This window comes from Stenotrophomonas sp. TD3, from assembly GCF_001939825.1.
Taxonomy (GTDB): Bacteria; Pseudomonadota; Gammaproteobacteria; order Xanthomonadales; family Xanthomonadaceae; genus Stenotrophomonas.
The window spans coordinates 1,102,059-1,124,965 of sequence record NZ_MOYM01000001.1 but is presented as its reverse complement, the minus strand read 5'-3'; the positions used below and the strand labels follow the sequence as shown (position 1 = coordinate 1,124,965).

The 22,907-nt window shown below is 67.2% G+C and carries 26 protein-coding genes; 9 read left to right on the top strand and 17 right to left on the bottom strand.

Annotated features, from left to right (window positions below; genetic code table 11):
• Nucleotide 1 precedes the first annotated feature (1 nt).
• Genes minD through BKE09_RS05280 form a run of 3 tightly spaced genes read right to left on the bottom strand, consistent with a single transcriptional unit; the run spans nucleotide 2 to nucleotide 2,236 of the window.
• On the bottom strand, nucleotides 2–811 hold the full coding sequence (gene minD / locus BKE09_RS05290) for a septum site-determining protein MinD (protein ID WP_005415682.1): 810 nt from the start codon (nucleotides 809–811) through the stop codon (nucleotides 2–4).
• A gap of 37 nt (nucleotides 812–848) precedes the next feature.
• Entirely contained in the window at nucleotides 849–1,694 is an 846-nt protein-coding gene (gene minC, locus BKE09_RS05285; protein WP_014036356.1) for a septum site-determining protein MinC, read from the bottom strand.
• Entirely contained in the window at nucleotides 1,640–2,236 is a 597-nt protein-coding gene (locus tag BKE09_RS05280) for a GNAT family N-acetyltransferase (protein ID WP_014036357.1), read from the bottom strand. Before BKE09_RS05280 ends, minC begins: the two co-directional genes overlap by 55 nt.
• Before the next feature lie 151 nt (nucleotides 2,237–2,387).
• Between BKE09_RS05280 and BKE09_RS05275 the strand changes: the two genes are divergently transcribed.
• From BKE09_RS05275 to BKE09_RS05260, 4 genes are all read left to right on the top strand, one after another.
• Nucleotides 2,388–3,584, top strand: a complete 1,197-nt coding sequence (locus BKE09_RS05275) for a sensor histidine kinase (protein WP_075675059.1) — start codon at nucleotides 2,388–2,390, stop codon at nucleotides 3,582–3,584.
• The gene (locus tag BKE09_RS05270; RefSeq protein WP_006424175.1) at nucleotides 3,584–4,225 is read left to right on the top strand and encodes a response regulator transcription factor; all 642 of its coding nucleotides are present in this window, start codon (nucleotides 3,584–3,586) and stop codon (nucleotides 4,223–4,225) included. Before BKE09_RS05275 ends, BKE09_RS05270 begins: the two co-directional genes overlap by 1 nt.
• A gap of 234 nt (nucleotides 4,226–4,459) precedes the next feature.
• Nucleotides 4,460–5,533, top strand: a complete 1,074-nt coding sequence (locus BKE09_RS05265) for an SRPBCC family protein (protein ID WP_014036359.1) — start codon at nucleotides 4,460–4,462, stop codon at nucleotides 5,531–5,533.
• Between the two features lie 104 nt (nucleotides 5,534–5,637).
• Nucleotides 5,638–6,009 carry a DUF423 domain-containing protein gene (locus BKE09_RS05260; RefSeq protein WP_075675058.1) on the top strand — a complete coding sequence of 124 codons (372 nt, stop codon included), beginning with the start codon at nucleotides 5,638–5,640 and terminating at the stop codon, nucleotides 6,007–6,009.
• A gap of 511 nt (nucleotides 6,010–6,520) precedes the next feature.
• Here BKE09_RS05260 and BKE09_RS05255 read toward each other — a convergent pair.
• The 5 genes from BKE09_RS05255 to BKE09_RS05235 are packed head-to-tail and all read right to left on the bottom strand — an operon-like array spanning nucleotide 6,521 to nucleotide 9,219.
• Nucleotides 6,521–7,330 (bottom strand): M15 family metallopeptidase, encoded by an 810-nt coding sequence (locus tag BKE09_RS05255; protein WP_075675057.1) that lies wholly within the window; start codon nucleotides 7,328–7,330, stop codon nucleotides 6,521–6,523.
• A gap of 9 nt (nucleotides 7,331–7,339) precedes the next feature.
• Nucleotides 7,340–7,933 (bottom strand): PH domain-containing protein, encoded by a 594-nt coding sequence (locus tag BKE09_RS05250; RefSeq protein WP_075675056.1) that lies wholly within the window; start codon nucleotides 7,931–7,933, stop codon nucleotides 7,340–7,342.
• 3 nt (nucleotides 7,934–7,936) lie between these two features.
• Nucleotides 7,937–8,116: a DUF4177 domain-containing protein gene (locus BKE09_RS05245; protein ID WP_075675055.1), complete on the bottom strand. Its 180-nt coding sequence runs from the start codon at nucleotides 8,114–8,116 to the stop codon at nucleotides 7,937–7,939.
• On the bottom strand, nucleotides 8,113–8,292 hold the full coding sequence (locus BKE09_RS05240; RefSeq protein ID WP_014036364.1) for a hypothetical protein: 180 nt from the start codon (nucleotides 8,290–8,292) through the stop codon (nucleotides 8,113–8,115). The genes BKE09_RS05245 and BKE09_RS05240 overlap by 4 nt, the downstream gene beginning before the upstream one ends.
• A gap of 45 nt (nucleotides 8,293–8,337) precedes the next feature.
• Nucleotides 8,338–9,219: an SPFH domain-containing protein gene (locus tag BKE09_RS05235; RefSeq protein ID WP_075675054.1), complete on the bottom strand. Its 882-nt coding sequence runs from the start codon at nucleotides 9,217–9,219 to the stop codon at nucleotides 8,338–8,340.
• A 137-nt stretch (nucleotides 9,220–9,356) separates the two neighbouring features.
• Here BKE09_RS05235 and purT point away from each other — a divergent pair, with 137 nt between their 5' ends.
• Complete coding sequence (gene purT / locus BKE09_RS05230; protein ID WP_046985246.1) at nucleotides 9,357–10,544, top strand: formate-dependent phosphoribosylglycinamide formyltransferase; 1,188 nt, start codon at nucleotides 9,357–9,359, stop codon at nucleotides 10,542–10,544.
• A 145-nt stretch (nucleotides 10,545–10,689) separates the two neighbouring features.
• Here purT and BKE09_RS05225 read toward each other — a convergent pair whose 3' ends face one another.
• Nucleotides 10,690–11,898, bottom strand: a complete 1,209-nt coding sequence (locus BKE09_RS05225) for an endonuclease/exonuclease/phosphatase family protein (protein WP_014036367.1) — start codon at nucleotides 11,896–11,898, stop codon at nucleotides 10,690–10,692.
• 38 nt (nucleotides 11,899–11,936) lie between these two features.
• Nucleotides 11,937–12,692, bottom strand: a complete 756-nt coding sequence (locus BKE09_RS05220) for an arginyltransferase (RefSeq protein WP_014036368.1) — start codon at nucleotides 12,690–12,692, stop codon at nucleotides 11,937–11,939.
• A 156-nt stretch (nucleotides 12,693–12,848) separates the two neighbouring features.
• Here BKE09_RS05220 and BKE09_RS05215 point away from each other — a divergent pair, with 156 nt between their 5' ends.
• Nucleotides 12,849–13,409, top strand: coding sequence for an EF-hand domain-containing protein (locus tag BKE09_RS05215; RefSeq protein ID WP_014036369.1), 561 nt, complete (start codon nucleotides 12,849–12,851; stop codon nucleotides 13,407–13,409).
• A 51-nt stretch (nucleotides 13,410–13,460) separates the two neighbouring features.
• Here BKE09_RS05215 and BKE09_RS05210 read toward each other — a convergent pair whose 3' ends face one another.
• The 4 genes from BKE09_RS05210 to BKE09_RS05195 all read right to left on the bottom strand — a co-directional run bounded on the left by BKE09_RS05210 (nucleotide 13,461) and on the right by BKE09_RS05195 (nucleotide 17,173).
• Nucleotides 13,461–14,678: a sigma-70 family RNA polymerase sigma factor gene (locus tag BKE09_RS05210; protein ID WP_075675053.1), complete on the bottom strand. Its 1,218-nt coding sequence runs from the start codon at nucleotides 14,676–14,678 to the stop codon at nucleotides 13,461–13,463.
• 155 nt (nucleotides 14,679–14,833) lie between these two features.
• Nucleotides 14,834–15,343: a pathogenicity-like protein gene (locus BKE09_RS05205; protein WP_075675052.1), complete on the bottom strand. Its 510-nt coding sequence runs from the start codon at nucleotides 15,341–15,343 to the stop codon at nucleotides 14,834–14,836.
• Between the two features lie 4 nt (nucleotides 15,344–15,347).
• Nucleotides 15,348–16,256, bottom strand: a complete 909-nt coding sequence (gene tesB / locus BKE09_RS05200; RefSeq protein WP_008265305.1) for an acyl-CoA thioesterase II — start codon at nucleotides 16,254–16,256, stop codon at nucleotides 15,348–15,350.
• Between the two features lie 140 nt (nucleotides 16,257–16,396).
• Nucleotides 16,397–17,173: an enoyl-CoA hydratase/isomerase family protein gene (locus tag BKE09_RS05195; RefSeq protein WP_075675051.1), complete on the bottom strand. Its 777-nt coding sequence runs from the start codon at nucleotides 17,171–17,173 to the stop codon at nucleotides 16,397–16,399.
• A 34-nt stretch (nucleotides 17,174–17,207) separates the two neighbouring features.
• On the opposite strand from BKE09_RS05195, the gene BKE09_RS05190 reads away from it, so the two are divergent.
• Nucleotides 17,208–17,654: a copper chaperone PCu(A)C gene (locus BKE09_RS05190; protein WP_075675050.1), complete on the top strand. Its 447-nt coding sequence runs from the start codon at nucleotides 17,208–17,210 to the stop codon at nucleotides 17,652–17,654.
• Between the two features lie 72 nt (nucleotides 17,655–17,726).
• On the opposite strand, the gene BKE09_RS05185 is transcribed toward BKE09_RS05190, so the two are convergent.
• The 3 genes from BKE09_RS05185 to uvrA form a co-directional block, all read right to left on the bottom strand.
• Nucleotides 17,727–18,452: an enolase gene (locus BKE09_RS05185; RefSeq protein WP_075675049.1), complete on the bottom strand. Its 726-nt coding sequence runs from the start codon at nucleotides 18,450–18,452 to the stop codon at nucleotides 17,727–17,729.
• A gap of 98 nt (nucleotides 18,453–18,550) precedes the next feature.
• Nucleotides 18,551–18,958, bottom strand: coding sequence for a thioesterase family protein (locus tag BKE09_RS05180; protein WP_006424673.1), 408 nt, complete (start codon nucleotides 18,956–18,958; stop codon nucleotides 18,551–18,553).
• Nucleotides 18,958–21,951: an excinuclease ABC subunit UvrA gene (uvrA, locus tag BKE09_RS05175; protein ID WP_075675048.1), complete on the bottom strand. Its 2,994-nt coding sequence runs from the start codon at nucleotides 21,949–21,951 to the stop codon at nucleotides 18,958–18,960. Before uvrA ends, BKE09_RS05180 begins: the two co-directional genes overlap by 1 nt.
• A 317-nt stretch (nucleotides 21,952–22,268) precedes the next feature.
• Here uvrA and rplU point away from each other — a divergent pair, with 317 nt between their 5' ends.
• Together rplU and rpmA are read left to right on the top strand one after the other, a co-directional pair.
• The gene (gene rplU, locus BKE09_RS05170; protein ID WP_005408557.1) at nucleotides 22,269–22,577 is read left to right on the top strand and encodes a 50S ribosomal protein L21; all 309 of its coding nucleotides are present in this window, start codon (nucleotides 22,269–22,271) and stop codon (nucleotides 22,575–22,577) included.
• An 18-nt stretch (nucleotides 22,578–22,595) separates the two neighbouring features.
• Nucleotides 22,596–22,859, top strand: coding sequence for a 50S ribosomal protein L27 (gene rpmA / locus BKE09_RS05165; RefSeq protein WP_075675047.1), 264 nt, complete (start codon nucleotides 22,596–22,598; stop codon nucleotides 22,857–22,859).
• Nucleotides 22,860–22,907 lie beyond the last annotated feature (48 nt).

Below are 22,907 nucleotides of genomic sequence, written 5' to 3'. Positions count from 1 at the left end.
CTTACCCTCCGAACAGCTTGCTGAAGAAGCCCTTCTTCTCGACGTTGGTGAAGCGCATCGGGCGTTCTTCGCCGAGGATGCGCGCGACGGCGTCTTCATAGGCCTGGCCGGCAGCGGATTCGACATCCAGGATGACCGGCTCGCCCTTGTTGGAGGCGTTGAGCACGTCGCCCGATTCCGGAATCACGCCGATCGCCTTCAGGCCGAGCACTTCCTCGACGTCGGCGATGCTCAGCATCTCGCCACTTTCCACGCGCAGCGGGGTGTAGCGGGTCAGCAGCAGGAAGGCCGGCACGTCCTGGCCGGACTCGGCCTTGTGGGTCTTCGAGTCGAGCAGGCCGATGATGCGGTCGGAGTCGCGCACCGACGACACTTCCGGGTTCACCACCACCACCGCGCGGTCGGCGAAGTACATCGCCAGGAAGGCGCCCTTCTCGATGCCGGCCGGGGAGTCGCAGATGATGTAGTCGAAGCCGTCGGCGGCCAGGTCCTTCAGGACCTTGCCCACGCCTTCCTGGGTCAGCGCGTCCTTGTCGCGGGTCTGCGAGGCAGCCAGCACGTACAGGTTGTCGAAACGCTTGTCCTTGATCAGGGCCTGCTTGAGGGTCGCTTCGCCGTGCACGACGTTGACGAAGTCGTACACCACGCGGCGTTCGCAGCCCATGATCAGGTCGAGGTTGCGCAGGCCGACGTCGAAGTCGATCACCGCCACCTTCTTGCCGCGCCGCGCCAGGCCGCAGGCCAGGCTCGCGCTGGAAGTGGTCTTGCCGACGCCGCCCTTGCCGGAGGTGACTACGATGATTTCAGCCAAAGGACTTCTCCTGGTTCTGCATGAGTTTGGTGCTGCGTCAGTCCAGCGCAGCGATCTTGATCTGGTCCTGTTCCAGCCACACCTGGACGGCCTTGCCGCGCAGGTTGTCCGGAACATCGTCCAGTACCTTGTAGTGGCCGGCAATGGCCACCAGTTCCGCATGGAAATCACGGCAGAAGATGCGTGCCGCGGTGTTGCCCTGGGCCCCCGCCAGCGCGCGGCCGCGCAGGGTGCCGTAGATATGGATGCTGCCATCGGCGATGACTTCGGCGCCGGCGCCGACGGTGGCCATCACGGTCAGGTCGCAGTTTTCCGCGTACAGCTGCTGGCCCGAACGCACGTTGCCCAGCTGCATGCGGCCCGGCTGCGGTGCGGCGGCGTCGGCCACCTTGGCCACCGGCGTTGCCGGGGCCGGCTTCGGTTCGGCACGGGCCGCGCGGCGCGGCTCCGGTGCGGGCGGCGGCGGGGCCGGCTCGGCCTCGGCACGTTCGTACTGCGCGCGGAACTTGGCCAGCAGCGGCAGGCCAAGCTGCTGCGAGAGCAGGTCGATCGCGCTGGTGCCGTAGGCCAGTGCCACCGGCAGCACGCCGGCGCTGCGCAGGCCATCAACCAGCGCCTGCGCGGTGGCCACGTCTGGCACCTGGCTCAGGCCGCCGAAGTCGAGGATCACCGCGGCGCGGCCGAACAGCTTCGGTGCGCGGGTCACGCGCTCGCGCATTTCCTGCACGAGGCGCTCGACATCAAGGGTACGGATGCGCAGGTTGGCGATGCCCACCTGGCCGATCTTCAGTTCACCGGCCTGTTCGTAATCGAAATTCACCGCCACGCTCAGGTCCCCGTCGGCCGCTGTGCCTGCGCCGGCAGCTGCCGGGCGCGTGTCCATGCCACATCCGGCAGCTTGTCGCCGTAGGTCTCCTGGACCCACGGGTAGCTGCACAGTTCCTTGGCCAGCATGCTGGCGCGCACATCGACCTGCGGCATGGTGTTCTGGCCCAGCTCGCGGAAGCCGAAGCTGCCGTGGAAGAGCAGGGCGGCATCGGCGCCATGGTCGAGGAAGACTTCGCAGGTCATCTGCGGGTAGCGCAGCTCGGCGAAGCTCTGCGCGTCGGCATAGAACGCACGGCCGACGCCACCGCCACGACGGCGGCTGGCGACCACGATGCGGTCGATATAGAAGAACGGGGTGTCCAGCTGCTGCTTGAACCAGGCGAAATTGCTGCTGTCGTGCTGGCTGTCGCTGCCGAAGCCGATCAGGAAGCCGGCCAGGTTGCCGTCGCGCTCGGCGACGCGGAAATACTCAGCGGTTTCATAGAACAGGCGCAGGCGGGCTGCATCCAGGGGAAGGATGGCCAGGCCAGCGTTGTTGTTCAAAGCCAGGACGGAATCGAGCTCGTGCTCGCGCACGTCGCGGATGACAATCGACATTGTGACTCCGTGGGGTAACGCGGTTGGTCCATCAAAGGGACCCTGCGCACGATTATTGCATGCCCGGGGTGGGCTGCGGCATGAACAGGCGACCGGGCAGGCATGACTTCCGTGGGGTGCGGTGCGCAGGCGCGGCCCGTAGAGTGCTGGCATGTTGGGAGTCCTCAGCCATACCCGCGTCCTCCGCCTGGCCGGCCTGTTCACCTGGGTCATGGTCGGCCTGCCCCTGGCGTACTCGCAGTTCGAGAACCTGCACAGCCGCGGTGACATGGGCGGCTGGGCCATCCTGCTGTTCGTCGCCTATCTGTCCTTCGGCACGGCCTACTACTGGTTGACCCGCATCCTGCGCAGCGACAGCCACACCAGCTGGCTGGACCGCGGCCTGCTGCTGTTGCTGACGGTGTCGGCGCTGGGGGTCAGCTTCCTCAGCGGCTCGGGCCTGGGCAGCATCCTGATGATGGTGGCGGCCGGGGTCATCCCGTGGATGCTGTCGGTACGGCTGGGGGTGCTGTGGCTGCTGGTCAGCCAGCTGGCGGTGGCGCCGGTCTACTACATGCTGCTGCGCTTCCCGCTGTTCGAAGCGGTGATGCAGTCGCTGCTGTACGGCGGCTTTTCCATGTTCATCTTCGTGACCAGCCTGGTCGCGCGGCAGCAGACCGAGGCCCGCGACGAGCAGCGCCGGCTCAATTCGGAACTGCGGGCCACCCGTGCCCTGCTGGCCGAGAGCGCGCGGGTCAACGAACGCACCCGCATTTCGCGCGAGCTGCATGACCTGCTGGGCCACCAGCTGACCGCGCTGACCCTGAACCTGGAGGTCGCCGGCCACCTGGCCGAGGGCCAGGCGCTGGATCACGTGAAGCGCTCGCACGCGTTGGCCAAGCTGCTGCTGGGCAACGTACGCGAGGTGGTCAGCCAGCTGCGCGAGACCGGTGCCATCGATCTGGCCGCGGCGCTGCGCCCGCTGACCGAGAACGTGCCCTCGCTGGACATCCAGCTGGAGATCGAGGATCCGCTGAACGTGGAGGACCCGCAGCGGGCCCACGTGCTGCTGCGCTGTACCCAGGAGATCATCACCAACGCGGTGCGCCACGCCGGCGCCCGCCACCTGTGGATCAAGGTGTACCGTGAAGCCCCCGACCGGGTGGTGGTGGAGGCCCGCGACGACGGCGTCGGCGCGGATATGGTCAATGTGGGCAATGGCTTGCGCGGCATGCGCGAGCGCCTGCAACAATGTGGTGGCCAGCTGCAGATCGAAACCCGTCCCGGTGAAGGCTTCCGGCTGCGGGCGACGGTGCCGGCAACGGTGCTGGTGGCGGCCCTTACCAAGGTTCCTGAAGGAGTGCGTTGATGATTCGCGTCTGCCTGGTCGACGACCAAACCCTGGTGCGGCAGGGAATCCGCTCCCTGCTGGCGCTCGACGACGGCATCGAGGTGGTGGCCGAGGCCGGCGACGGCCGGCAGGCGGTCGAGCTGATACCGCAGGTGCGCCCCGACGTGGTGCTGATGGACATGCGCATGCCGGTGATGTCCGGTCTGGAGGCACTGCAGGTGCTGTCGCGGCAGGAACAGCTGCCGCCGACCATCATCCTCACCACTTTCGACGATGACCAGCTGGTGCTGGCCGGGCTCAAGGCCGGTGCCAAGGGCTACCTGCTCAAGGATGTCACCCTGGCGCAGCTGGTCGGTGCCATCCGCACCGTGGCCGACGGCGGTTCGCTGGTGCAGCCGGCGGTGACCCAGCGCCTGCTGTCCGGCCTGGAGCACATGCGCAACGAGTTCGTCAGCCTGGACCGCCCGGACCCGCTGACCGACCGCGAGACCGAGATCCTGCGGCTGATGGCCAGTGGCTTCTCCAACAAGGAGATCGCCAATTCGCTGGGCGTGGCCGAAGGCACCATCAAGAACCATGTGTCCAACATCCTTTCCAAGCTGGGCGTGCGCGACCGTACGCGCGCCGTACTGAAGGCGTTCGAACTCCAGCTGGTCTGAGGAAAATCGTTCAAGTACAACGACTTGGATGGTGGTCGGGGGTTTCCGCCAAGGTTGCCCCCTACTTGCCGGGTAGCGGTATGCGTTACCCTTCGAATTCTTTGTCCATACAAATACGCAGCCGGCAGGGAAACCGGTGCGCCAATCCCGATAAACAATGCCCGCGAAGCCTGCTAGGATTGGCGCTTCGCTTCAATCAACCCGGCCGTGGGATCGGCCCCGGAGACTCTCTGAATGACCCGTATTATCGAGTTCCTGATCGCCTTGGGGATCGTGGCTGGCCTGTTCGTCATCATTGGCGTATGTCTGCCGGGCGAGCGTCACATCACCGAAAGCATCGAGACCAACCGCAAGATGACGATCGTGTACGACACGGTCAGCAGCCTGCGCCGCTTCAAGGACTGGAACCCGCTGGTACTGCGCGATCCCGCCGTTGAACTGAAGCTGTCCGGCCCGGCCTCCGGTACCGGTGCCACCCTCGACTTCACCTCCAAGGACCTGGGCACCGGCTCCTGGAAGATCACCGAAGCCGAAGAGAACAAGCGTGTTGTGATCGCCATCGAGGACGCCACCAAGGGTCACGACAAGGTCACCACCTTCAGCCTGGAGCCGACCGGCAAGGGCGGTCGCAACGTCAAGATCACCCAGGACTACTCGGTGAAGTACGGCTTCGACCTGTTTGGCCGTTACGCAGGCCTGTATGTCAGCCGCCAGATCGGCGACGACATCAAGATGGGCCTGTCGCGCATGGCCAACATGCTCGCCAGCGTCCCGAACGTCGACTACCGCACGCCGGAAGCCCCGCTGACCGATCTGGCCATCGTTGAAGTGCCGGCCGAGAACCTGCTGGTCGTCAACGCCGGCAACGTGGACCGCGGCCAGGACACCATCACCAAGTCCATCAAGGACAACCAGGAGTGGATCAAGCGCGTGATGGAGGCCAATGGCCTTGAAGCCGCCGGTCCGTTCCGCATCATCACCACCGACTTCGGCCAGGAGAAGTACGCCTTCGACATCGCCCAGCCGGTGAAGAAGAAGGGTGCTGAAGGTGCTGCTGCCGACGAGCTGACCGTCAAGATCGACGGCGGCGCTCCGGTCAAGTACGTGCACGTTGCTCCGCACCGTTCGGCGCATGCGGCCTACACCGGCCACATGGCGGGTCTGGACGTGGCCCGCAACGGCCTGCGCGCCTGGGCCGTGACCTCGGGCAACGAAGTCATCGACCGCCCGTACGAAACCTGGAAGGACGGCATCGACAAGTCGTTCACCCCGGAAGCGACCTACGACATCTACTGGGCCGTCAAGTAAGCCTCGGCTGACCCATGTAGTGTTGGACACGAAAACGCGCCGCTCATTGCGGCGCGTTTTTTTTGATCTGGCGCCCGGCAAGGGGCGCTGCGCAAGGAGCCCTCATGTTCAATATCGAACGTCGTGCGCGTAAGCCGTCCCTCTTGGCCTGCCTGGGTGCGCTGCTGGCCGCTGCCTCGATCGGCCTGTCTGCCTATGCATCGCATGGCGTGGCCGATCCGCTGGCGCAGCAGCATCTGAACATGGCGGCGCTGTATGCGTTCGCGCATGGTGCGGTACTGGTGGCGCTTGGTCCGCGCGCGCACGGGGCGATCGCGCACCTGGCGCTGTACGTGCTGCTGCTGGGCGTGCTGCTGTTTTCCGGCAGCCTGGTGGGCGGGGCGCTGTGGCAGTGGTCGACGCGGCTGGCGCCGATCGGTGGCACCAGCATGATGGCTGGATGGGTGGTGCTGGCGATCAATGCGTTGAGGCGGTGAGGGTCGCAGGGCTGTCGCTCCGATCCATACCGATGCGATCGTGATGGTTCATGGGCGTTACTTTTCTTTTCGCGCGAAAAGAAAAGTAACCAAAAGAAACGCGCCGCCGACCGCGAGCCGGTGCTGCGCACCGGTCCCCTGTGCTCCTCGGCCCGTCGAGGGACGGTGCGGAGAGCAGCCGAGCGTGGCTCGGCTCTACAGAATCGCACGCACCTCTTCGCCCTCGCCGGACCTGCGGTGCTCGGCTCGCTTGAAGGCGGACCCAACAGCTGCACGCTGATCTGTTGTAGAGGCTTCGAGCGAAGCGACCCGCTTTTGTCTTTGCTCTCTTGTTCCATTCCGTGGCGGACGCACACGGAAACTGTCAGAGGCCGGGCGGGTGGGCTGGGCAGGGGTATCCGCGCCATGGATGGCGCGGCTAAGCCTCCAGGGACGGATTCACGGCGTCCCCTGCCCAGCCTACCCGCCCGGACAGCTCCATGAATTTCCCCGTGCAGCCGTCACGAGGGGCTCAGCCGTTGGCCGGTCTCCAGCACCAGTGCCACGGTTCGTAGACGATGCCGTGCGGGTTGTCGCGCGGGTAGCTCAGCTGGAAGCCGTGCGTGCTGGCATGGGTCTGCAGCCACGCGAAGGCGTCGGTGGCTTCGAACGATTCTTCGGCCGGGGCATCGCCCGGTGTGCCGATGTCCAGCGCGTGGCCGCTGTGGTGTTCACTGAAACCTGGCGCGGCATTGACCTTCAGGATCTCGGCCACGCTCAGCCCGCGCGCCCGTTTCCGTTCGAAGATGCCCAGCTGGTAGGCATGGCTGCGGAAGCCGGAGATCGCGTCCAGTGCGATGCCATCCCGCGCGGCGTGCAGGCGCATCCGTCGCCAGCCCTGCGCGGCGCCGCGGCGCAGCCAGAGCGGGCGGGCGAAGCGGTCGCGGCCGGCGAAGTGCAGCAGGCACGGTTCCGGTTCCAGTGACAGGCCGCTGTCGTCGGCATAACGCTGCACATCCAGGCCAAGCTGCTGCAGGCGCTGCTGCAGCCCGGCCAGCGGAAGCCAGTGTTCTTCCAGCGCAGCACCGAATGGGCGCGCCGACGTGGCGTCGAGCAGTGCCAGTGCGTCCTCGACCCCGGGCTCGCGCGGCAGGCGCGGCACCATCGAATGCACGCCGTGCGGTAGTACGGCCGCCAGGTAGCGTCCATCGCGCTTGCGCCGCAGCACCCAACGCGCCTGTGACAGCAGGCGCGCGTCCAGGTTGCTGCGCGCGCGCAGCAGGTCGGCAGGCCACAGTTCGATGGCCTCGGTATTGATCAGCAGGGGCGGGCGTCGTTGCATCGGCGCAGCTTACTGCCGCAGCGCCGGCGCGGCCACCTTGCGCAGTGCGTCCAGCAGCACCTGCGGCCGGTCCAGGCTGAGCAGCAGCGTGCTGCCATCGCTTACCGGAAGCGCGAGAACACGTGCACGGTCGGTGACCAGCGCGAAACCCTTGCCGCCGCCCTGCAGGCGGAAGTGGCCGGAGTAGAAACCCGGCATCGAATAGCCGTTGGTCTTGAAGCGGATGCCATAGAGGCGGTCGCGGCTGAGATCGACCACCTCGGCCTGGTCCAGCCGCAGTTGTGCGACCGGCACGCGCCGGCGGTACATCGTCGAGCGCACGTCCAGCACGTCGCCGGCCAGTTCCACCCGGCGGCGGAAGAAGGCCGCGCCCAGCCCGATGCCGAGCGCTGCAATCATCAGCAGGCTCCAGGCGGCGCTGCCGCCCATCCGGAACCAGGGCGGCGACAGCGTTACTTCGATCCAGGGCGCAGTCGCCGGTGCCTTGTACAACTGCGCATACAGGCAGGCCACGAAGGCGGCGAGCAGCGGCAGCACGATCCACAGCACGCGCAATGGCGAACTCTCGGCTACCTCGTACTGTTTCGGGTCGCTGGCGCCCATGGCTCAGGCCTCCTTCTTGAACACCAGCATCGCCGGGCGCATCGGCGCCGGGATGATGATGTTGACCAGCTCCCAGCCCAGTTGGCCCTGGCGGGTCAGTTCGCTCTGGATGTCCTCGGCCTTGAGCAGGCCCATCATGGACGTCTTGACCTCGATGGTCTGGTAGCTCCAGCGCTTGCTCATTCCTTGTCCTCCGGCGGTGGGGTGGGTTTCGGCAGGCGTCCTGCCCTGCGCAGGGCGTCGCGCAGCACGTATTCGATCTGCGCGTTGAGGCTGCGCAGCTCGTCGTCAGCCCAGCGCTGCGCGGCGGCCAGGACGTCGGCGTTGATGCGCAGCGGGTAGGCTTTCTTCTCACTCATGCAAGCTCCTGGCGGGGCGGTGGGGCGCCCCGTTGCGAGGGTGGTTCAGTACAGCGAACCCGCGTTGACGATCGGCTGGGTGCCGCGGTCCGAGCACAGCACGGTCAACAGGTTGCTGACCATGTGCGCCTTGCGTTCCTCGTCCAGCTGCACCACGCCATTCTTCTGCAGTTCGGCCAGGGCCATCTCGACCATGCCGACCGCACCGGCCACGATGCGCGTGCGTGCGGCGATCACCGCGTTGGCCTGCTGACGCTGCAGCATCGCCTGGGCGATTTCGGCGGCGTAGGCGAGGTGGCTGATGCGCGCGTCGATCACCTGCACGCCGGCATCGGCCAGGCGCTCGGCCAGTTCGTTCTTCAGGTGCTGGGAGATCTCGCTGGCATGGCTGCGCAGGGCCAGCTGGCCATCCTCATGCTGGTCGTACGGATAGCTGGTGGCCATCGCGCGCAACGCCGATTCGGACTGGATGTGCACGAAGCTCTCGTAGTCGTCCACGTTGTAGACCGCTTCGGAGGCATCGACCACCTGCCAGACGATCACCGCGGCGATCTCGATCGGGCTGCCGTCCAGCTCGTTGACCTTCAGCTTGCCGCTCTCGAAGTTGCGCACGCGCTGGCTGACCCGGCGCTTGGCAAAGAAGGGGTTGTTCCAGCGCAGGCCGTTGTCCTTCACGGTACCCACGTACTTGCCGAACAGGCTCAGCACCGCCGCCTGGTTGGGCTGGATGGTGTACAGGCCGGCCAGGATGAACACGCCCAGCGCCACCAGCAGGGCGCCCAGCAGCATCAGCAGCAGGTTGGGCGAGCCGGTGCTGGCCTTGGCCGCCACGCCCATTACGAACAGGGCGGCGCCGGCGAGGGCGACGAGCAGGGCGCCGGCCAGCGTGCCGAGGCCGTTGAGGGAAGACAGCGACTTCTCTTTCATGGCGGTACGTCCTTGAGGGTTCGAAGGGAAGATATCAAAGTGATATCACCTGTCGACTACCGTTCGTCGGATGCCATGGCCGGGGTGCCCGGCCAGCTAGAATGCCCACCCGCCTTCACATCGCTGCTGGAACCGCCATGGCCAAGCTTGGAACTCCGTTGTCCCCCTCCGCCACCCGCGTGCTGCTGCTGGGCTCGGGCGAACTCGGCAAGGAGGTGGCCATCGAGCTGCAGCGGCTGGGCGTGGAAGTGATCGCCGCCGACCGCTATGCCGATGCCCCGGCCATGCAGGTCGCGCACCGCTCGCACGTGATCGACATGCTCGATGCGATGGCCCTGCGTGCCCTGATCGCCCAGGAGCAGCCGCACCTGGTGGTGCCGGAGATCGAGGCCATCCATACCGAGACCCTGGTCCAGCTGGAGCAGGAGCAGGGCCTGCGGGTGATCCCGACCGCGCGTGCCGCCCGCCTGACCATGGACCGGGAGGGCATCCGACGCCTGGCCGCCGAAACCCTGGGCCTGCCGACCTCGCCATACCGCTTCGTTGATACCGAAGCCGAGTACCGCGCCGCCGTGGCCGCCATCGGCCTGCCGTGCGTGGTCAAGCCGGTGATGTCGTCCTCGGGCAAGGGCCAGAGCACGCTGCGCAGCGAGGCGGACATCGCCCCGGCCTGGGAGTACGCGCAGACCGGTGGCCGCGCCGGAGCCGGTCGCTGCATCGTCGAAGGCTTCATTGATTTCGATTACGAGATCACCCTGCTCACCGTGCGCCATGCCGGTGGCACCTCGTTCTGCGCGCCGATCGGCCATCTGCAGAAGGACGGCGATTACCGCGAAAGCTGGCAGCCGCAGCCGATGTCGAGCAAGGCGCTGGCGCGTGCCGAAGAGATCTCGCGTGCGATCACCGATGACCTCGGTGGCTGGGGCCTGTTCGGCGTCGAGCTGTTCGTGAAGGGCGACGAGGTGTGGTTCAGCGAAGTGTCGCCGCGCCCGCACGACACCGGCCTGGTGACGCTTGTTTCGCAGGAGCTGAGCGAGTTCGCGCTGCACGCGCGCGCCATCCTCGGCCTGCCGATCCCGGTGATCCGCCAGAGCGGCCCGTCGGCCTCGTGCGCGCTGCTGGCGCATGGCGAGGGCGTGCCGTACTTCAACAACGTCGCCGCCGCGCTGCAGGTGCCGGACACCGCCGTGCGCCTGTTCGGCAAGCCCAGCGTGCATGGCCATCGCCGCGTCGGCGTGACCCTGGCGCGCGCGGAAACCATCGACGAAGCGCGCGCCATCGCGCGTGATGCCGCCGACGCGATCGGCGTCGAACTGCGCCCCTGAAAAAGCAGCGACGACCAACGGTCGTCGCCTACCGCATTCCGGTGGGTACCGACCGTTGGTCGGTACAACACAAAAAGGGGACGGAGGGGATTAAGTCGTTTTTCCACAAACGACTTAATCCCCTCCGTCCCCTTTTTGTGTGGGGTTACGGCTTCACGTCCACCCACACCAGGTGGTGGTCGCTGCCGTCGGCGATCTTCGCTTCCGGGCTTTCATTGGCCGGCCAGAAGATGCCGCTGCCGACGTACTCGAAACCGGTCGAGGGCAGCACGTAGTCCAGGCGCATGGTGCCGGACTTCGGGCCGAAATCACCGGTGGCGTGGAACGGTGCACCCTTGCGCTCGATGCCCTTGGCCGCATAGGCCAGGCTGGTCTGCTCGCCACCGACGCTGCGCGGGGTGGGGTAGCGCAGCACGCGGGCGTTCTCGATCAGTTCGACGATCGCCTCATGGCGGCCATCGCCGTCGACCGGGTCGTTGTTGAGGTCGCCCAGGATCACGAAGCGCGCGTCCTGCGCCAGGCCACCGCACTGGCCCTTGTCGTCGCACAGCCACGGCTTGTCACCCTTGGACAGGTATTCCTGCCACAGGCGCAGTTCGTCATGGTTGCGCGCGGCGTTGCGCTTTTCCGGGCCGTCGAATACCGGCGGGGTCGGGTGCGAGACCAGCGCGTGCACCACGCCGGCCGGGGTCTTCACCGGCACGTCCCAATGCGACTTCGACGACAGCCGCAGCTGCGACCACACGTGGTCGTTGTAGAAGCTCTTGCCGGTGCGCGGATCGACCGGACGGATCGCACCCGGCATCGCGCTCCACTTCAGCAGCTGGAAGCTGCGCACCTTGGCTTCATCGATCGGGTAGCGCGACAGCACCAGCATGCCGTACTGGCCCGGGTGCAGGCCGTAGCCCCAGGCGTCGTTGCCGCGGCTGCGCCCTTCGCCGCCGACCACGCCGTTGTTGTCCAGGTCCAGGCCGCTGGGCACGCCGGTATTGACCGGCGCCAGGTAGCGGTAGGCGAAGTGCAGCGGCTTGCCGCCACCGGGCTGGGCGACGTCCAGGTAGCGCTTCTGGAACAGGTCGGCGGCGCGATGCGCATCGTCGAAGTCGAATTCGTTCAGCAGCACCAGGTCGGGGCGCACCTGTTGCAGCACCGCGGCGATCTTGCGTGCGTGCTCGCTGTCGCCTTCCAGTTCCTTGATCAGGCCACCGGCGTCATCGGAGTACAGCGAGGTGTTGTAGGTGGCCAGGCGCAGCGCGCCGGACGGCTTTTCGGTCATCGCGGGGGACGTGGCGAAGGCGGGGGCGGTGGCGCCGCAGAGCAGGGCCAGGGCGAGGATCAGGGGTTTGGCGTTCATGGGCCGTATTGTGCACCCGGCCCGGTGTCAGCGGTTTGTCAGCGCCCGTCCAGATCCTTGTCGAAATCGTGCCAGCGGCGGCCATCGTAGGCCTCCAGCGGATGGAAGCGGCGCTTGTAGTCCATCTTCTGGTGGCCGCGGATCCAGTAGCCCAGATAGACGTGCGGCAGGCCCTCGCGGCGGGCCCACTCGATCTGCTGCAGGATCGCGAAGGTGCCCAGCCCGCGCGCGGCGTGGTCCGGGTCGAAGAAGGTGTAGACCGCCGACAGGCCGTGCTCGGTCACGTCGGTCACCGCCACCCCCAGCAGCTGGCTGGGCTGGCCGTCGTGGCCGGGCAGGCGCATCTCCATGAAACGGGTATGCGACCAGCTGCCGATCAGGAACTGCTCGAACTCGTGCGGGCCGTGGTCGTCCATGCCGCCATTGGCGTGGCGGTGGGTGAGGTAGCGGTGGTACAGCGCGAACAGGTCGTCGCGGGCGGTGGCGGCGGTGATCCGCACCTCCAGGTCGTCATTGCGGGCGGCACAACGGCGTTGGCTGCGATCCGGGGCGAAGCGCGCCACCGGGATGCGCACCGCCACGCAGGCCTGGCAGTGCGCGCAATGCGGCCGGTAGACCAGGTCGCCGCTGCGGCGGAAGCCCCAGCTCAGCGCCAGCGGGTACAGGCCGCCAAGGCGGCGATCGTGCGGGTCCAGCACCAGGTCGCGCGCCACCCGGTCCGACCAGTACCCGCAGGGGTGCTCGCCGGTCTGGAAAAGTCGCAGTTCGTCGTCTCTGTCGCCGTGTATCGCCATGGGCACAGCATAGCCCCAGCCTGTCGCAGTGGCGGCGACTGTCCGCCGGATGAATGGAACTGGCGGCGGCGTCAACCGATGTCGCGCCCGGGCGTTGTTGTTCCCCGAGGGTGAAGTGATCACCCCGACGCTGTTCCCATCCCCAGGAGTGACCTCATGATCCGTACCCCCCTGCTGCTGGCCCTGCTGCTCGGCACCTCCGCTTCCGGTATCGCGCTGGCGGCCGACACCCCGACCACGCCGGCGCAGCGCCCGGCCAAGCTGGACACCAACGGCGACGGCGTGATCGACCGCAGCGAGGCCGCTGCCAACCCGCGCCTGGCCGCGAAGTTCGACGAGCTGGACAAGAACAAGGACGGCAAGCTCTCGCGCGATGAGCTGCCGCGCTGGCAGCATGGCCGCCGTGGCCACGGCGGTGAGCGCTGGGCCAAGCTCGACGTCAACAAGGATGGCCGCATCAGCCGCGAGGAAGCCAAGGCCGACCCGCGCCTGGCCGCGCGCTTCGACCAGCTCGATCTCAACAAGGACGGCTACCTGGACAAGGCCGACCGCGAGCTGCGCATGAAGCAGCGCCGTGACGCCTGGTTCGCTGCCGCCGACACCAACAAGGATGGCCAGCTGAGCAAGGCCGAGTTCGATGCGGCCAAGGGCCCGATGCACGGTGGCCCGCGCCACGGCGGTCCGCGCGATGGCGCCGCGCCGAAGCCGCAGCGCTGAGGTTCAACGCAGTGAATGACGACAACGCCGGCGCACTGCCGGCGTTGTCCGTTACAGGCGGCCGCTGCGCATCAGTGAGTACACCACCAGCGCGATGACCATCAGGTTCATGGCGATGATGCCGGTGCGGCCATACATGGACTCGTATTTCCAGTTGGTCCCGCTGCGGCCGCGACGCGCCGAATCACGCGCGATCATCGGCGCCATTACCCGCTGCAGCGGCACCAGGCACTGGTAGTTGACCACGCCCAGCCCGACCGCCAGCACCGTCAGCTGCGCCCAGACCGGCGCCTGCAGCATCACAGCCAGCAGGATCGCCAGGCACCAGAACATGCCGGTGATGATGTTGAGGTAGAGGAACCGGCGCACATCGGCGCGCTCGGACGCCGTTTCGGTGTACGACATCAGGAAGCGTCCGCCTAGGTAGCTGCCGATCGCACCACCGACTACGCCGCCGATCACCGCCCCCCAGCTTTCGGGCGGCAGCACGTGCAGCTGGCCCAGCGTGGCAGTCAGCGAGCCCATCGCAGTGCCGCCCGCAACGCTGGCACCGCCGAGGCCAAGCTTGCTGCCGCCGATGCCGACACCAGTGCCGAGCAGCACCGCAGCACTGGCCGTGCCGGGCGCGGCCACCAGCACCATCGACACCACGGCAGTGGCGAATGCCGCGCTCGGGGCGCTGCTGCGCGCGAACTCGCCGAAGCGCTGCAGCAGGCCGTCGCGCACCAGGGCGCGGGCACGCGACAGGCGCTTGCGCACGGCTGCGTCACTGAGCCCCAGCAGGTCGGCCACCTGCTGCGAACGCTGGCCTTCGCGGTAGTACAGCAGCAGGACTTCGCGGCTGTCGGCCGGCAACGCGGAAATGATGTCCTCGGCGGCGATCTCTTCTTCCACCCGTTGCAGGCGGTCGGCCGCGCCCGGGGCCGGGTCGGCCGCCATGCCCATCGCCACCTCGGCCGCTTCGCCGGTCAGCGGCCGGCCACGTTGTGCACGCAGCCAGTCGCGGGCCAGGTTGCGGGTGATCTGCCGCAGCCAGGGCAGGAAGCTGGTCGAGCTGCGCAGCTGGTGCAGCTGCTGCCAGCCCTTCACGAAGGCCTCCTGGGCGATGTCCTCGCTGGCCTGGCGGTCGCGGGTGATGGCCAGGGCGATGGCGGTGACCGTGTTCTGGCAGGCCAGCACGATGCGGCCGTAGGCATGCTGGCAACCGCTGGCGGCGGCGGGCAGTTCGCGTTCCAGGGTCTGGTCGATCGATGCGGCGAACGTCGTCATGGCGGCGGCTCTCCTGCTGGGATTGTGTCCCATGACGGAGCCGCGCGCGAAGTGTGACCAGCATTCTGTGCGGTAGTGCCGGCCGCTGGCCGGCAACCTCATGAGCCCGTCCGGCGGGCTGCGGCTGCCGGCCAGCGGCCGGCACTACCCGTGTGTCATTTCGAGGGCTGGATGCGGACCCGGACTTCTTCCTCTTCCGGTGCTGCCTGCGGAGCCGGTTGCGTCTGCTGCGGCTGGGCCTGCGGGGCAGGGGCCGGTGTGACCGGCGCCGGGGCGCCGCGATGGCGCAGGCCGATCACCAGTGCCACGCCGGCGATCACCACCAGCAGGGCGATGCGGATGCGCCAGGCCCAGCTGCGACCACCGCTGCCCTGTTCCGGTGCGTCGCGGAAGGCGAATTCGGCGGTCGGATGGTCGCGGCGGGTGGTGTCGAGCAGGCGCGCCTCACGCAGGATTTCGCGCGCGCGCGGCTGGTCGTCGGCGCGCACGATCCACACCGCCGGGTAAGCATTGGCATTGCCGAGGTCGGTATAGCTGAACTGGCCGCGGCGGCGGGTCTTGTACGAGCGCCCATTGGTCACCTTGACGTCGATGCCATGCCCGCGCAGGAGCTCGGCCACGCCTTCGACGGTTTCCACGCGCTGGCTGCTGAAGATCTGGCGCATGGGATCAATCCTTCGCCGGTACGGCGGCGGCCGCTGCCTGGTCGGGAACCACGCGGATCAGGCCTTCCTGCGCGGTGCTGGCCACCAGCACGCCATTGCGGGTGAAGAACTGGCCGCGGGCCAGGCCGCGCGAATCCTGCGCGCTGGGGCTGTCCAGCGAGTACAGCAGCCAGTCGTCGGCACGGAACGGGCGGTGGAACCAGATCGCGTGGTCGAGCGAGGCCATCTGCACGTGCGGGTGGTAGTAGCTGATGCCGTGCGGGAACGTGGCAGTGCCCAGCAGGTGGAAGTCGGAGGCGTAGGCCAGCAGCGCCTGGTGCAGCTCCGGCGCATCGCCGACCGGTTCGCTCAGGCGCAGCCACACCTGGTGGTACGGCGGGCGCTTGGGCGGGTTCAGTTCGTCGCGCGGGTAGACGTGGCGGAACTCGAACGGGCCGCCGCGCGACAGCCAGCGCTGCACCTTGATCGGCAGGCGTTCCAGGACTTCGGCCGGCAGCGGCCGGTTCGGTTCGATGTCTTCCGGCTGCGGCACTTCGGGCATCTTGTGCTGGTGCTCGGCGCCGGTCTCGGCCTGCTGGAACGAGGCCGCGCAGAAGAAGATCACCTTGCCGTGCTGGATCGCGGTGACCCGGCGCACCGAGAAGCTGCCGCCGTCACGGGTGCGGTCCACGTCGTAGACGATCGGGTGGTCGATGTTGCCGGCGCGCAGGAAGTAGGCGTGCAGCGAGTGCACGTGGCGGCCGTTGTCGACCGTGGCCTGTGCCGCAGCCAGCGCCTGGCCCAGCACCTGCCCGCCGAACACGTACTTGGTGCCGATGTCGCGGCTCTGCCCGCGGAACAGGTTGTCCTCCAGCCGCTCCAGCGTGAGCAGGTCGATCAGCTCGGAGACGACGGGTTCGGGCGTGTCGTTCAAGGGGGCGGCCACAGCAGTGAAAGTGGGCCTGATTATACCGGTGCAGCCCGGCCCATCATCGGTAGTGCCGGCCGCTGGCCGGCAACCTCATGATCCTCCTGGGGCGCCTGCGGATGCCGGCCAGCGGCCGGCACTACCGGTTACTTGCCGAGGCGCGCCACCAGCGCCTGCAGGGCGTTCTGCGCATCGGGGGCGAACCAGGCCTCGACGAAACGGTCGAGCTGGATCAGGTCCGGCTGCAGCGCCACGTGCAGGTCCGCACGGGCAATCGCACGGGTCAGCAGCATCGGCTGCCGTGGCTGCTTCAGCAGGTTCTGCAGCCAGGCCACGGCACGCGCCACCACCAGATCGCCATCGGCCAGCTCATCCACCAGGCCGATCTGCACCGCCTGTTCGGCCGGTACCAGCGAACCGGTGGTCAGCAGGACGCCGGCGCGGTGCACGCCCACCGCACGGCGCAGCAGGCGCTGGATGCCCTCCGGCGCGATCAGGCCCACCTGCACCTCGTTCAGGCCGATGGCATACGGCCGCGACGGATCGGCGCTGCGCGCCATCACCCGGTAGTCGCAGCACAGTGCCAGCACGCAGCCGCCGGCCGGGGCGTGGCCGGTGATCGCCGCGACCACCGGGATGCGGCTCTCGGCCAGCGTGCGCACGGCGCCAAAGAAGGCGTTCCAGGTGTCCAGCAGCTTGTGCTTGTCATCGCCATGCGAGAGCAGGTGCGGCACGTCCATGCCGCCGGTGAAGATGCGCTCGCTGCCCGACAGCACGATGCCGTGCGCGTCTTCGGCCATGGCCAGCTCGATGGCATGGATCAACTGCCGGCACAGTTCGGTGTCCAGTGCGTTGACCGGCGGCCGCGCCAGGCGCAGTTCGCGGATGGGGCCATGGTTGATCACCTCGATGAGCGTCGTCATGCTGCGGTCTCGTTGCGAAGAAGGAACCTGGGCGATGATAACCAAACCATTCGTTGGCGTACTGTGGGTTCTGTGTGCGGCCGCAGCATCGGCCTCGGCGGCGGAACCGGCCTGCGTCACGGTGGAGCAGGGCTGGGCGCGGCTGCCACCGAATCCGGCGATGCCGATGACCGCCGGCTACGGCGTGATCCACAACGGCTGCAGCAAGGCAGTGGCGATCACCGGCGCGACCAGCAGCAGCTTCGATGATGTGTCGCTGCACGAGACCACCATCACTGACGGGGTCAGCCGGATGCGCGCGATCGAGCGCCTGCCGCTGGCACCGGGCGCGCGTGCCGAGCTCAAGCCCGGCGGCCTGCACCTGATGCTGATGCAGGGCAAGAGCGCATTGAAGGACGGGCAGGCGCTGCCACTGCGGCTGCAGCTGGAAGGCGGTGGCGAAGTGAGTGCGACGCTGACCGTGCGCAAGGCTGCGCCGTAGCGGGATGGTAGTGCCGGTCGCTGGCCGGCAACACCGGGTATGCCGGCCAGCGGCCGGCACTACCACGGGGGCTTACGTCCAGTCGTACGAGAACAGCACCGTGCGGCTTTCCGGCTCGTACAGCATCACGATCGCATCGGCGCCGGTGGCGCACCAGTTGTAGCCGGCCACTTCGGCCACCGCGAAGAACGCGTTGCCATCGCGGCGGATGATTGCCAGCTCCGCATCGTCCGGTGCATGCCGGTCGTTGGCGGCGTCGGTGAATTCCAGGGTGAAGGCGTTCGGGATGTCAGCCGTCTCGATCCAGTTGCCGCAGGAAATCTGTCCGCCCAGCGTATCCAGGTAATCGCGCTCGCTGGCTTCACCCTTGCCGTAGCGCGAGTAGCAGGCGAGGCGGCCATGCGCGGCGTGGTAGTCGCGTGCCTTGGCGTAGCTGTCGCGCATCTGCGCGATGTGTTCCTGCGCGTCCTTGTCCTGCACCGCGTCGCCGATGAAATAGCCCTCGTTGCCGAGAAAGCGCATCTCGTTGCCGGCGGTCAGTTCGAAGGCGATCCAGTTGGTGCCGGTGAAATCGTTGTGGTGTTCTTCGGTGGTCTCGCCGATGCAGCCGTCGTAGGGCTCGATCGGGCACAGCATCGTCGCCAGCTGGCCGGCCAGTTCCGGGCGCAGCACACCCAGGTCGATCTTCAGCAGCGGCAGCAGGTGCTGGCCGAGCCAGGCCTGGTCGGCGGGGAAGACGTCGGTGGGGAAGGGGACCATGCCGGGCAGCAGGTCGCTCAGTTCAGTCTGGTGGATCATGTCAGTCCTTTGAATTGGATCGGTAGTGCCGGCCGCTGGCCGGCATCCGCGATACATCTGGAGGTTGCCGGCCAGCGGCCGGCACTATCACAAGCGCGTCAGGTCGACGCGCTGCGGATCGCCTCCGGCAGCGGCGCGCTCTTGCCGGTCTGCGTATCCATCCACACCACCACCACGTTGCCGTCCGAGTACAGCTTCGACTCGTCCTGCTGGTCGACGATGCGGTGGCCGATGGTCACGCTGCTGTTGCCCAGGCGCTCGACGAACAGTTCGACCAGGATGTCGTTGGGCCACACGATCGGCAGCCGGTAGTTGACGTTGGTCGCGGCCACCACCGGTGCGATGCGGTCGGTCATCGACACGCCGTCCACGCCCAGCATCCAGCGCACGCGCGCTTCTTCCAGGTAGGAAATGTACTTGGCGTTGTTGACGTGGCCCATGCTGTCCATGTCACGCCAGCGCACGCTGATCGGGATGCGGGCCAGGATCTTGTGTTCGCTGCTCATCAGGCGTCCTTCTTCTTCGACGTGCTCTTGCTGGCCTTGCCGGTGCTCTTGGCGGCCACGGCCTTCTTCGCCACCTTGGCAGGCTTTTCAGGCTTCACCTTGCGCGGCGGACGCGCATCGGGCTTGTTGGCCACGGCGGCCGGCTGCTCCGGGCGCGCGCTGGTGGACGGCAGCATGCGGGCCAGGAACTGGCCGGTGTACGACTGCGGGCAGGCCGCCACGTCTTCCGGCGTGCCGGTGACGAGGATGGTGCCACCACGATGGCCGCCTTCCGGACCCAGGTCGACGATCCAGTCGGCGGTCTTGATCACGTCCAGGTTGTGCTCGATCACCACCACCGTGTTGCCTTCGTCGCGCAGCTTGTGCAGCACGCCCAGCAGCGCTTCGATGTCGTGGAAGTGCAGGCCGGTGGTCGGCTCGTCGAGGATGTACAGGGTACGGCCGGTATCGCGGCGCGACAGTTCCTTGGACAGCTTCACGCGCTGTGCTTCACCGCCGGACAGCGTGGTCGCGCTCTGGCCCAGCTTGATGTAGCTCAGGCCGACGTCGACCAGCGTTTCCAGCTTGCGTGCGATCGACGGCACCGGCTCGAACAGCTTCAGTGCATCCTCGACGGTCATTTCCAGCACGTCGTTGATGTTGAAGCCCTTGTAGAGGATCTCCAGCGTTTCGCGGTTGTAGCGCTTGCCATGGCAGACATCGCACGGCACGTACACGTCCGGCAGGAAGTGCATCTCGACCTTGATCAGGCCGTCGCCCTGGCAGGCTTCGCAGCGGCCACCGCGCACGTTGAAGCTGAAGCGGCCCGGCGAGTAGCCGCGTGCACGCGCTTCGGGCACCTGCGCGAACAGTTCGCGCAGGGGAGTGAACAGGCCGGTGTAGGTGGCCGGGTTCGACCGCGGGGTGCGGCCGATCGGCGACTGGTCGATGTCCACCACCTTGTCGAACAGGTCCAGGCCCTCGATCTCCTTGTACGGGGCGATCGGGTGCGAGGAACCGTTGATCTCGTTGGCGGCCAGCGAGAACAGGGTGTCGTTGATCAGGGTCGACTTGCCGGAGCCGGACACGCCGGTCACGCAGGTCAGCAGGCCCGACGGAATCGCCAGGTCCACGCCCTTGAGGTTGTTGCCGCTGGCCCCGCGCAGGTGCAGGGTCATCTTCGGGTTCGGCTTGTGCCGGCGCGCGGGGATCTCGATCGCACGCTTGCCCGACAGGTACTGGCCGGTCAGCGAACGCGGTGCCTCCAGGATGTCCTGCAGGGTGCCCTGGCCGACGATCTCGCCGCCATGCACGCCCGCGCCCGGGCCGATGTCCAGCACGTAGTCGGCCAGGCGGATCGCGTCCTCGTCATGCTCGACCACGATCACCGTGTTGCCGAGGTCGCGCAGGCGGGTGAGGGTGCCGAGCAGGCGCTCGTTGTCGCGCTGGTGCAGGCCGATCGACGGCTCGTCGAGCACGTACATCACGCCGACCAGGCCGGCGCCGATCTGGCTGGCCAGGCGGATGCGCTGTGCCTCGCCACCGGACAGGGTGTCAGCCTTGCGCTCCAGGGTCAGGTAATCCAGGCCCACATCGACCAGGAAGCCGAGGCGTTCGCCGATCTCCTTGACGATCTTCGAGGCGATCTCGCCACGCCAGCCCGGCAGGCTCAGTTCGCTGAAGAACTTCAGCGCCTCGTCGATCGGCAGCACCACCAGGTCCGGCAGCGGGCGGTCAGCCACGAACACGTTGCGTGCCGCCTTGTTCAGGCGCGCGCCATGGCATTCCGGGCACGGCTGTTCGCTGATGTACTTGGACAGCTCTTCGCGCACCGCCGGCGATTCGGTTTCCTTGTAGCGGCGCTCGAGGTTCGGAATGATGCCTTCGAAGCGGTGCTTGCGCTGGGTGCGGCCACCGGCTTCGGTGAAGTAGGTGAAGGTGATCGCTTCATCGCCACTGCCGTACAGCACGGCCTGCTGCACGTTCTGCGGCAGCGAGTTCCACGTCGCGTCGACATCGAACTTGTAGTGCTTGGCCAGCGAGGCGATCAGCTGGAAGTAGTAGGCATTGCGGCGATCCCAGCCGCGCACCGCACCGGCGGCCAGCGACAGCTCGGGGTGCACCACCACGCGCGACGGATCGAAGAATTCGGCCATGCCCAGGCCATCGCAGCCGGGGCAGGCGCCCATCGGCGCGTTGAACGAGAACAGGCGCGGTTCCAGCTCCGGCAGCGAGTAATCGCAGACCGGGCAGGAGTACTTGGAGGAGAACAGGGTCGGCGCGGTCTCGGCCTTGTCCAGGCTCTGCACCGAGGCCATGCCGTCGCCGAGTTTCAGCGCGGTCTCGAAACTCTCGGCCAGGCGCTGCTTGATGTCTTCGCGCGGGCGGAAGCGGTCGATCACCGCTTCGATGGTGTGCTTCTGGCGCAGTGCCAGCGGCGGCACCGCATCGATTTCATGCAGCTCGCCATCCACGCGCACGCGCACGAAACCCTGCGCGCGCAGCTGGTCGAACACCTGGGCATGCTCGCCCTTGCGGTCGCGGATGACCGGGGCCAGCAGCATGTAGCGCTGTTCCGGGTCCAGGGTCAGCACCTGGTCGACCATCTGGCTGACCGTCTGCGCTTCCAGCGGATAGCCGTGGTCCGGGCAGCGCGGGGTGCCGACGCGGGCGTACAGCAGGCGCAGGTAGTCGTAGATCTCGGTGATCGTGCCGACGGTCGAACGCGGGTTGTGCGAGGTCGACTTCTGCTCGATCGAGATCGCCGGGGACAGGCCCTCGATGTGGTCCAGGTCCGGCTTTTCCATCACGCTCAGGAACTGGCGCGCATAGGCCGACAGCGACTCGACATAGCGGCGCTGGCCTTCTGCATAGATGGTGTCGAACGCCAGCGAGGACTTGCCCGAGCCGGACAGGCCGGTGATCACGATCAGCTTGTCGCGGGGCAGGTCGAGGTCGAGGTTCTTCAGGTTGTGCGTCCGCGCGCCGCGGATGCGGATGAAATCCATCGCCATGGGGGATCCGGTTGTGGGGGCGTTGGCTGGGTGCCGGGCCAGCAGGGAACGGCAATCGGTCAGCCTACCGAGGTGACCAGATGGGGGCAATGGGCGACAATGCCAGCCCTGTGTCTCACCTTGTGAGACAGGCCGTCAGGCAGGGGTCAGATCCCTTTTCACGGGGTGGAAAGGGATCTGATCCCGTTCCGGTGCCGTCTCCCGCGGCGTTCAGGGGGTGACTTGACCCGCGCCGGTTGATCTGCGTACAATCCCGCTCCTGTCCGCCCTCGATGGCGGCAGCTCAGACCACAATAACTACAGAGGAAGGCCTGGTCATGTACGCAGTACTGGTCACCGGCGGTAAGCAATACCGCGTGGCGCAGGGCGAAAAGCTCCGCATTGAAAAGCTCGAAGTCGAAGTCGGCAGCGAGATCAAGTTTGACAACATCCTGATGCTGGGTGACAGCGACGGCGTGAAGCTGGGCGATGCGCTGAAGGGCGCTGCCGTCACCGCCAAGGTCCTGTCCCAGGGTCGTGCTGACAAGGTCCGGATCATCAAGTTCCGTCGCCGCAAGCACCACATGAAGCGTCAGGGTCACCGTCAGTACTACACCGAAATCGAGATCACCGGCATCGCCGGCTAAGCATCAGGAGAAGCAGTCATGGCACATAAAAAGGGCGTAGGCTCCTCGCGCAACGGTCGCGACTCCAACCCGAAGTACCTGGGCGTCAAGATCTTCGGCGGCCAGACCATCGAAGCCGGCAACATCATCGTGCGTCAGCGCGGCACCCAGTTCCACCCGGGTTCGGGCGTTGGCCTGGGCCGTGACCACACCCTGTTCGCCCTCGTGGACGGCAAGGTGGAGTTCTCGGTCAAGGGCGCCAAGAAGCGTCGCACCGTCAGCATCGTCTCGGCCGACGCCTGATCCAGGCATCGCCGGCACCCGTGCCCCGGCATGGGAGTGCTGCATGAA

What these genes read in the sequence shown, in the direction of transcription:
- BKE09_RS05180 (WP_006424673.1), bottom strand. Translation starts at nt 18,958, where the DNA reads ATGAGCAGCGAACACAAGATCCTGGCCCGCATCCCGATCAGCGTGCGC.
- BKE09_RS05225 (WP_014036367.1), bottom strand. Translation starts at nt 11,898, where the DNA reads ATGAACGCCAAACCCCTGATCCTCGCCCTGGCCCTGCTCTGCGGCGCC.
- uvrA (WP_075675048.1), bottom strand. Translation starts at nt 21,951, where the DNA reads ATGGCGATGGATTTCATCCGCATCCGCGGCGCGCGGACGCACAACCTG.
- minC (WP_014036356.1), bottom strand. Translation starts at nt 1,694, where the DNA reads ATGGACACGCGCCCGGCAGCTGCCGGCGCAGGCACAGCGGCCGACGGG.
- BKE09_RS05245 (WP_075675055.1), bottom strand. Translation starts at nt 8,116, where the DNA reads ATGAGCAAGCGCTGGAGCTACCAGACCATCGAGGTCAAGACGTCCATG.
- BKE09_RS05260 (WP_075675058.1), top strand. Translation starts at nt 5,638, where the DNA reads ATGTTCAATATCGAACGTCGTGCGCGTAAGCCGTCCCTCTTGGCCTGC.
- BKE09_RS05190 (WP_075675050.1), top strand. Translation starts at nt 17,208, where the DNA reads ATGATAACCAAACCATTCGTTGGCGTACTGTGGGTTCTGTGTGCGGCC.
- BKE09_RS05240 (WP_014036364.1), bottom strand. Translation starts at nt 8,292, where the DNA reads ATGAGTGAGAAGAAAGCCTACCCGCTGCGCATCAACGCCGACGTCCTG.
- purT (WP_046985246.1), top strand. Translation starts at nt 9,357, where the DNA reads ATGGCCAAGCTTGGAACTCCGTTGTCCCCCTCCGCCACCCGCGTGCTG.
- BKE09_RS05250 (WP_075675056.1), bottom strand. Translation starts at nt 7,933, where the DNA reads ATGGGCGCCAGCGACCCGAAACAGTACGAGGTAGCCGAGAGTTCGCCA.
- BKE09_RS05220 (WP_014036368.1), bottom strand. Translation starts at nt 12,692, where the DNA reads ATGGCGATACACGGCGACAGAGACGACGAACTGCGACTTTTCCAGACC.
- BKE09_RS05215 (WP_014036369.1), top strand. Translation starts at nt 12,849, where the DNA reads ATGATCCGTACCCCCCTGCTGCTGGCCCTGCTGCTCGGCACCTCCGCT.
- BKE09_RS05205 (WP_075675052.1), bottom strand. Translation starts at nt 15,343, where the DNA reads ATGCGCCAGATCTTCAGCAGCCAGCGCGTGGAAACCGTCGAAGGCGTG.
- BKE09_RS05265 (WP_014036359.1), top strand. Translation starts at nt 4,460, where the DNA reads ATGACCCGTATTATCGAGTTCCTGATCGCCTTGGGGATCGTGGCTGGC.
- rpmA (WP_075675047.1), top strand. Translation starts at nt 22,596, where the DNA reads ATGGCACATAAAAAGGGCGTAGGCTCCTCGCGCAACGGTCGCGACTCC.
- rplU (WP_005408557.1), top strand. Translation starts at nt 22,269, where the DNA reads ATGTACGCAGTACTGGTCACCGGCGGTAAGCAATACCGCGTGGCGCAG.
- BKE09_RS05235 (WP_075675054.1), bottom strand. Translation starts at nt 9,219, where the DNA reads ATGAAAGAGAAGTCGCTGTCTTCCCTCAACGGCCTCGGCACGCTGGCC.
- BKE09_RS05185 (WP_075675049.1), bottom strand. Translation starts at nt 18,452, where the DNA reads ATGATCCACCAGACTGAACTGAGCGACCTGCTGCCCGGCATGGTCCCC.
- BKE09_RS05255 (WP_075675057.1), bottom strand. Translation starts at nt 7,330, where the DNA reads ATGCAACGACGCCCGCCCCTGCTGATCAATACCGAGGCCATCGAACTG.
- BKE09_RS05270 (WP_006424175.1), top strand. Translation starts at nt 3,584, where the DNA reads ATGATTCGCGTCTGCCTGGTCGACGACCAAACCCTGGTGCGGCAGGGA.
- BKE09_RS05195 (WP_075675051.1), bottom strand. Translation starts at nt 17,173, where the DNA reads ATGACGACGCTCATCGAGGTGATCAACCATGGCCCCATCCGCGAACTG.
- BKE09_RS05210 (WP_075675053.1), bottom strand. Translation starts at nt 14,678, where the DNA reads ATGACGACGTTCGCCGCATCGATCGACCAGACCCTGGAACGCGAACTG.
- BKE09_RS05280 (WP_014036357.1), bottom strand. Translation starts at nt 2,236, where the DNA reads ATGTCGATTGTCATCCGCGACGTGCGCGAGCACGAGCTCGATTCCGTC.
- BKE09_RS05275 (WP_075675059.1), top strand. Translation starts at nt 2,388, where the DNA reads ATGTTGGGAGTCCTCAGCCATACCCGCGTCCTCCGCCTGGCCGGCCTG.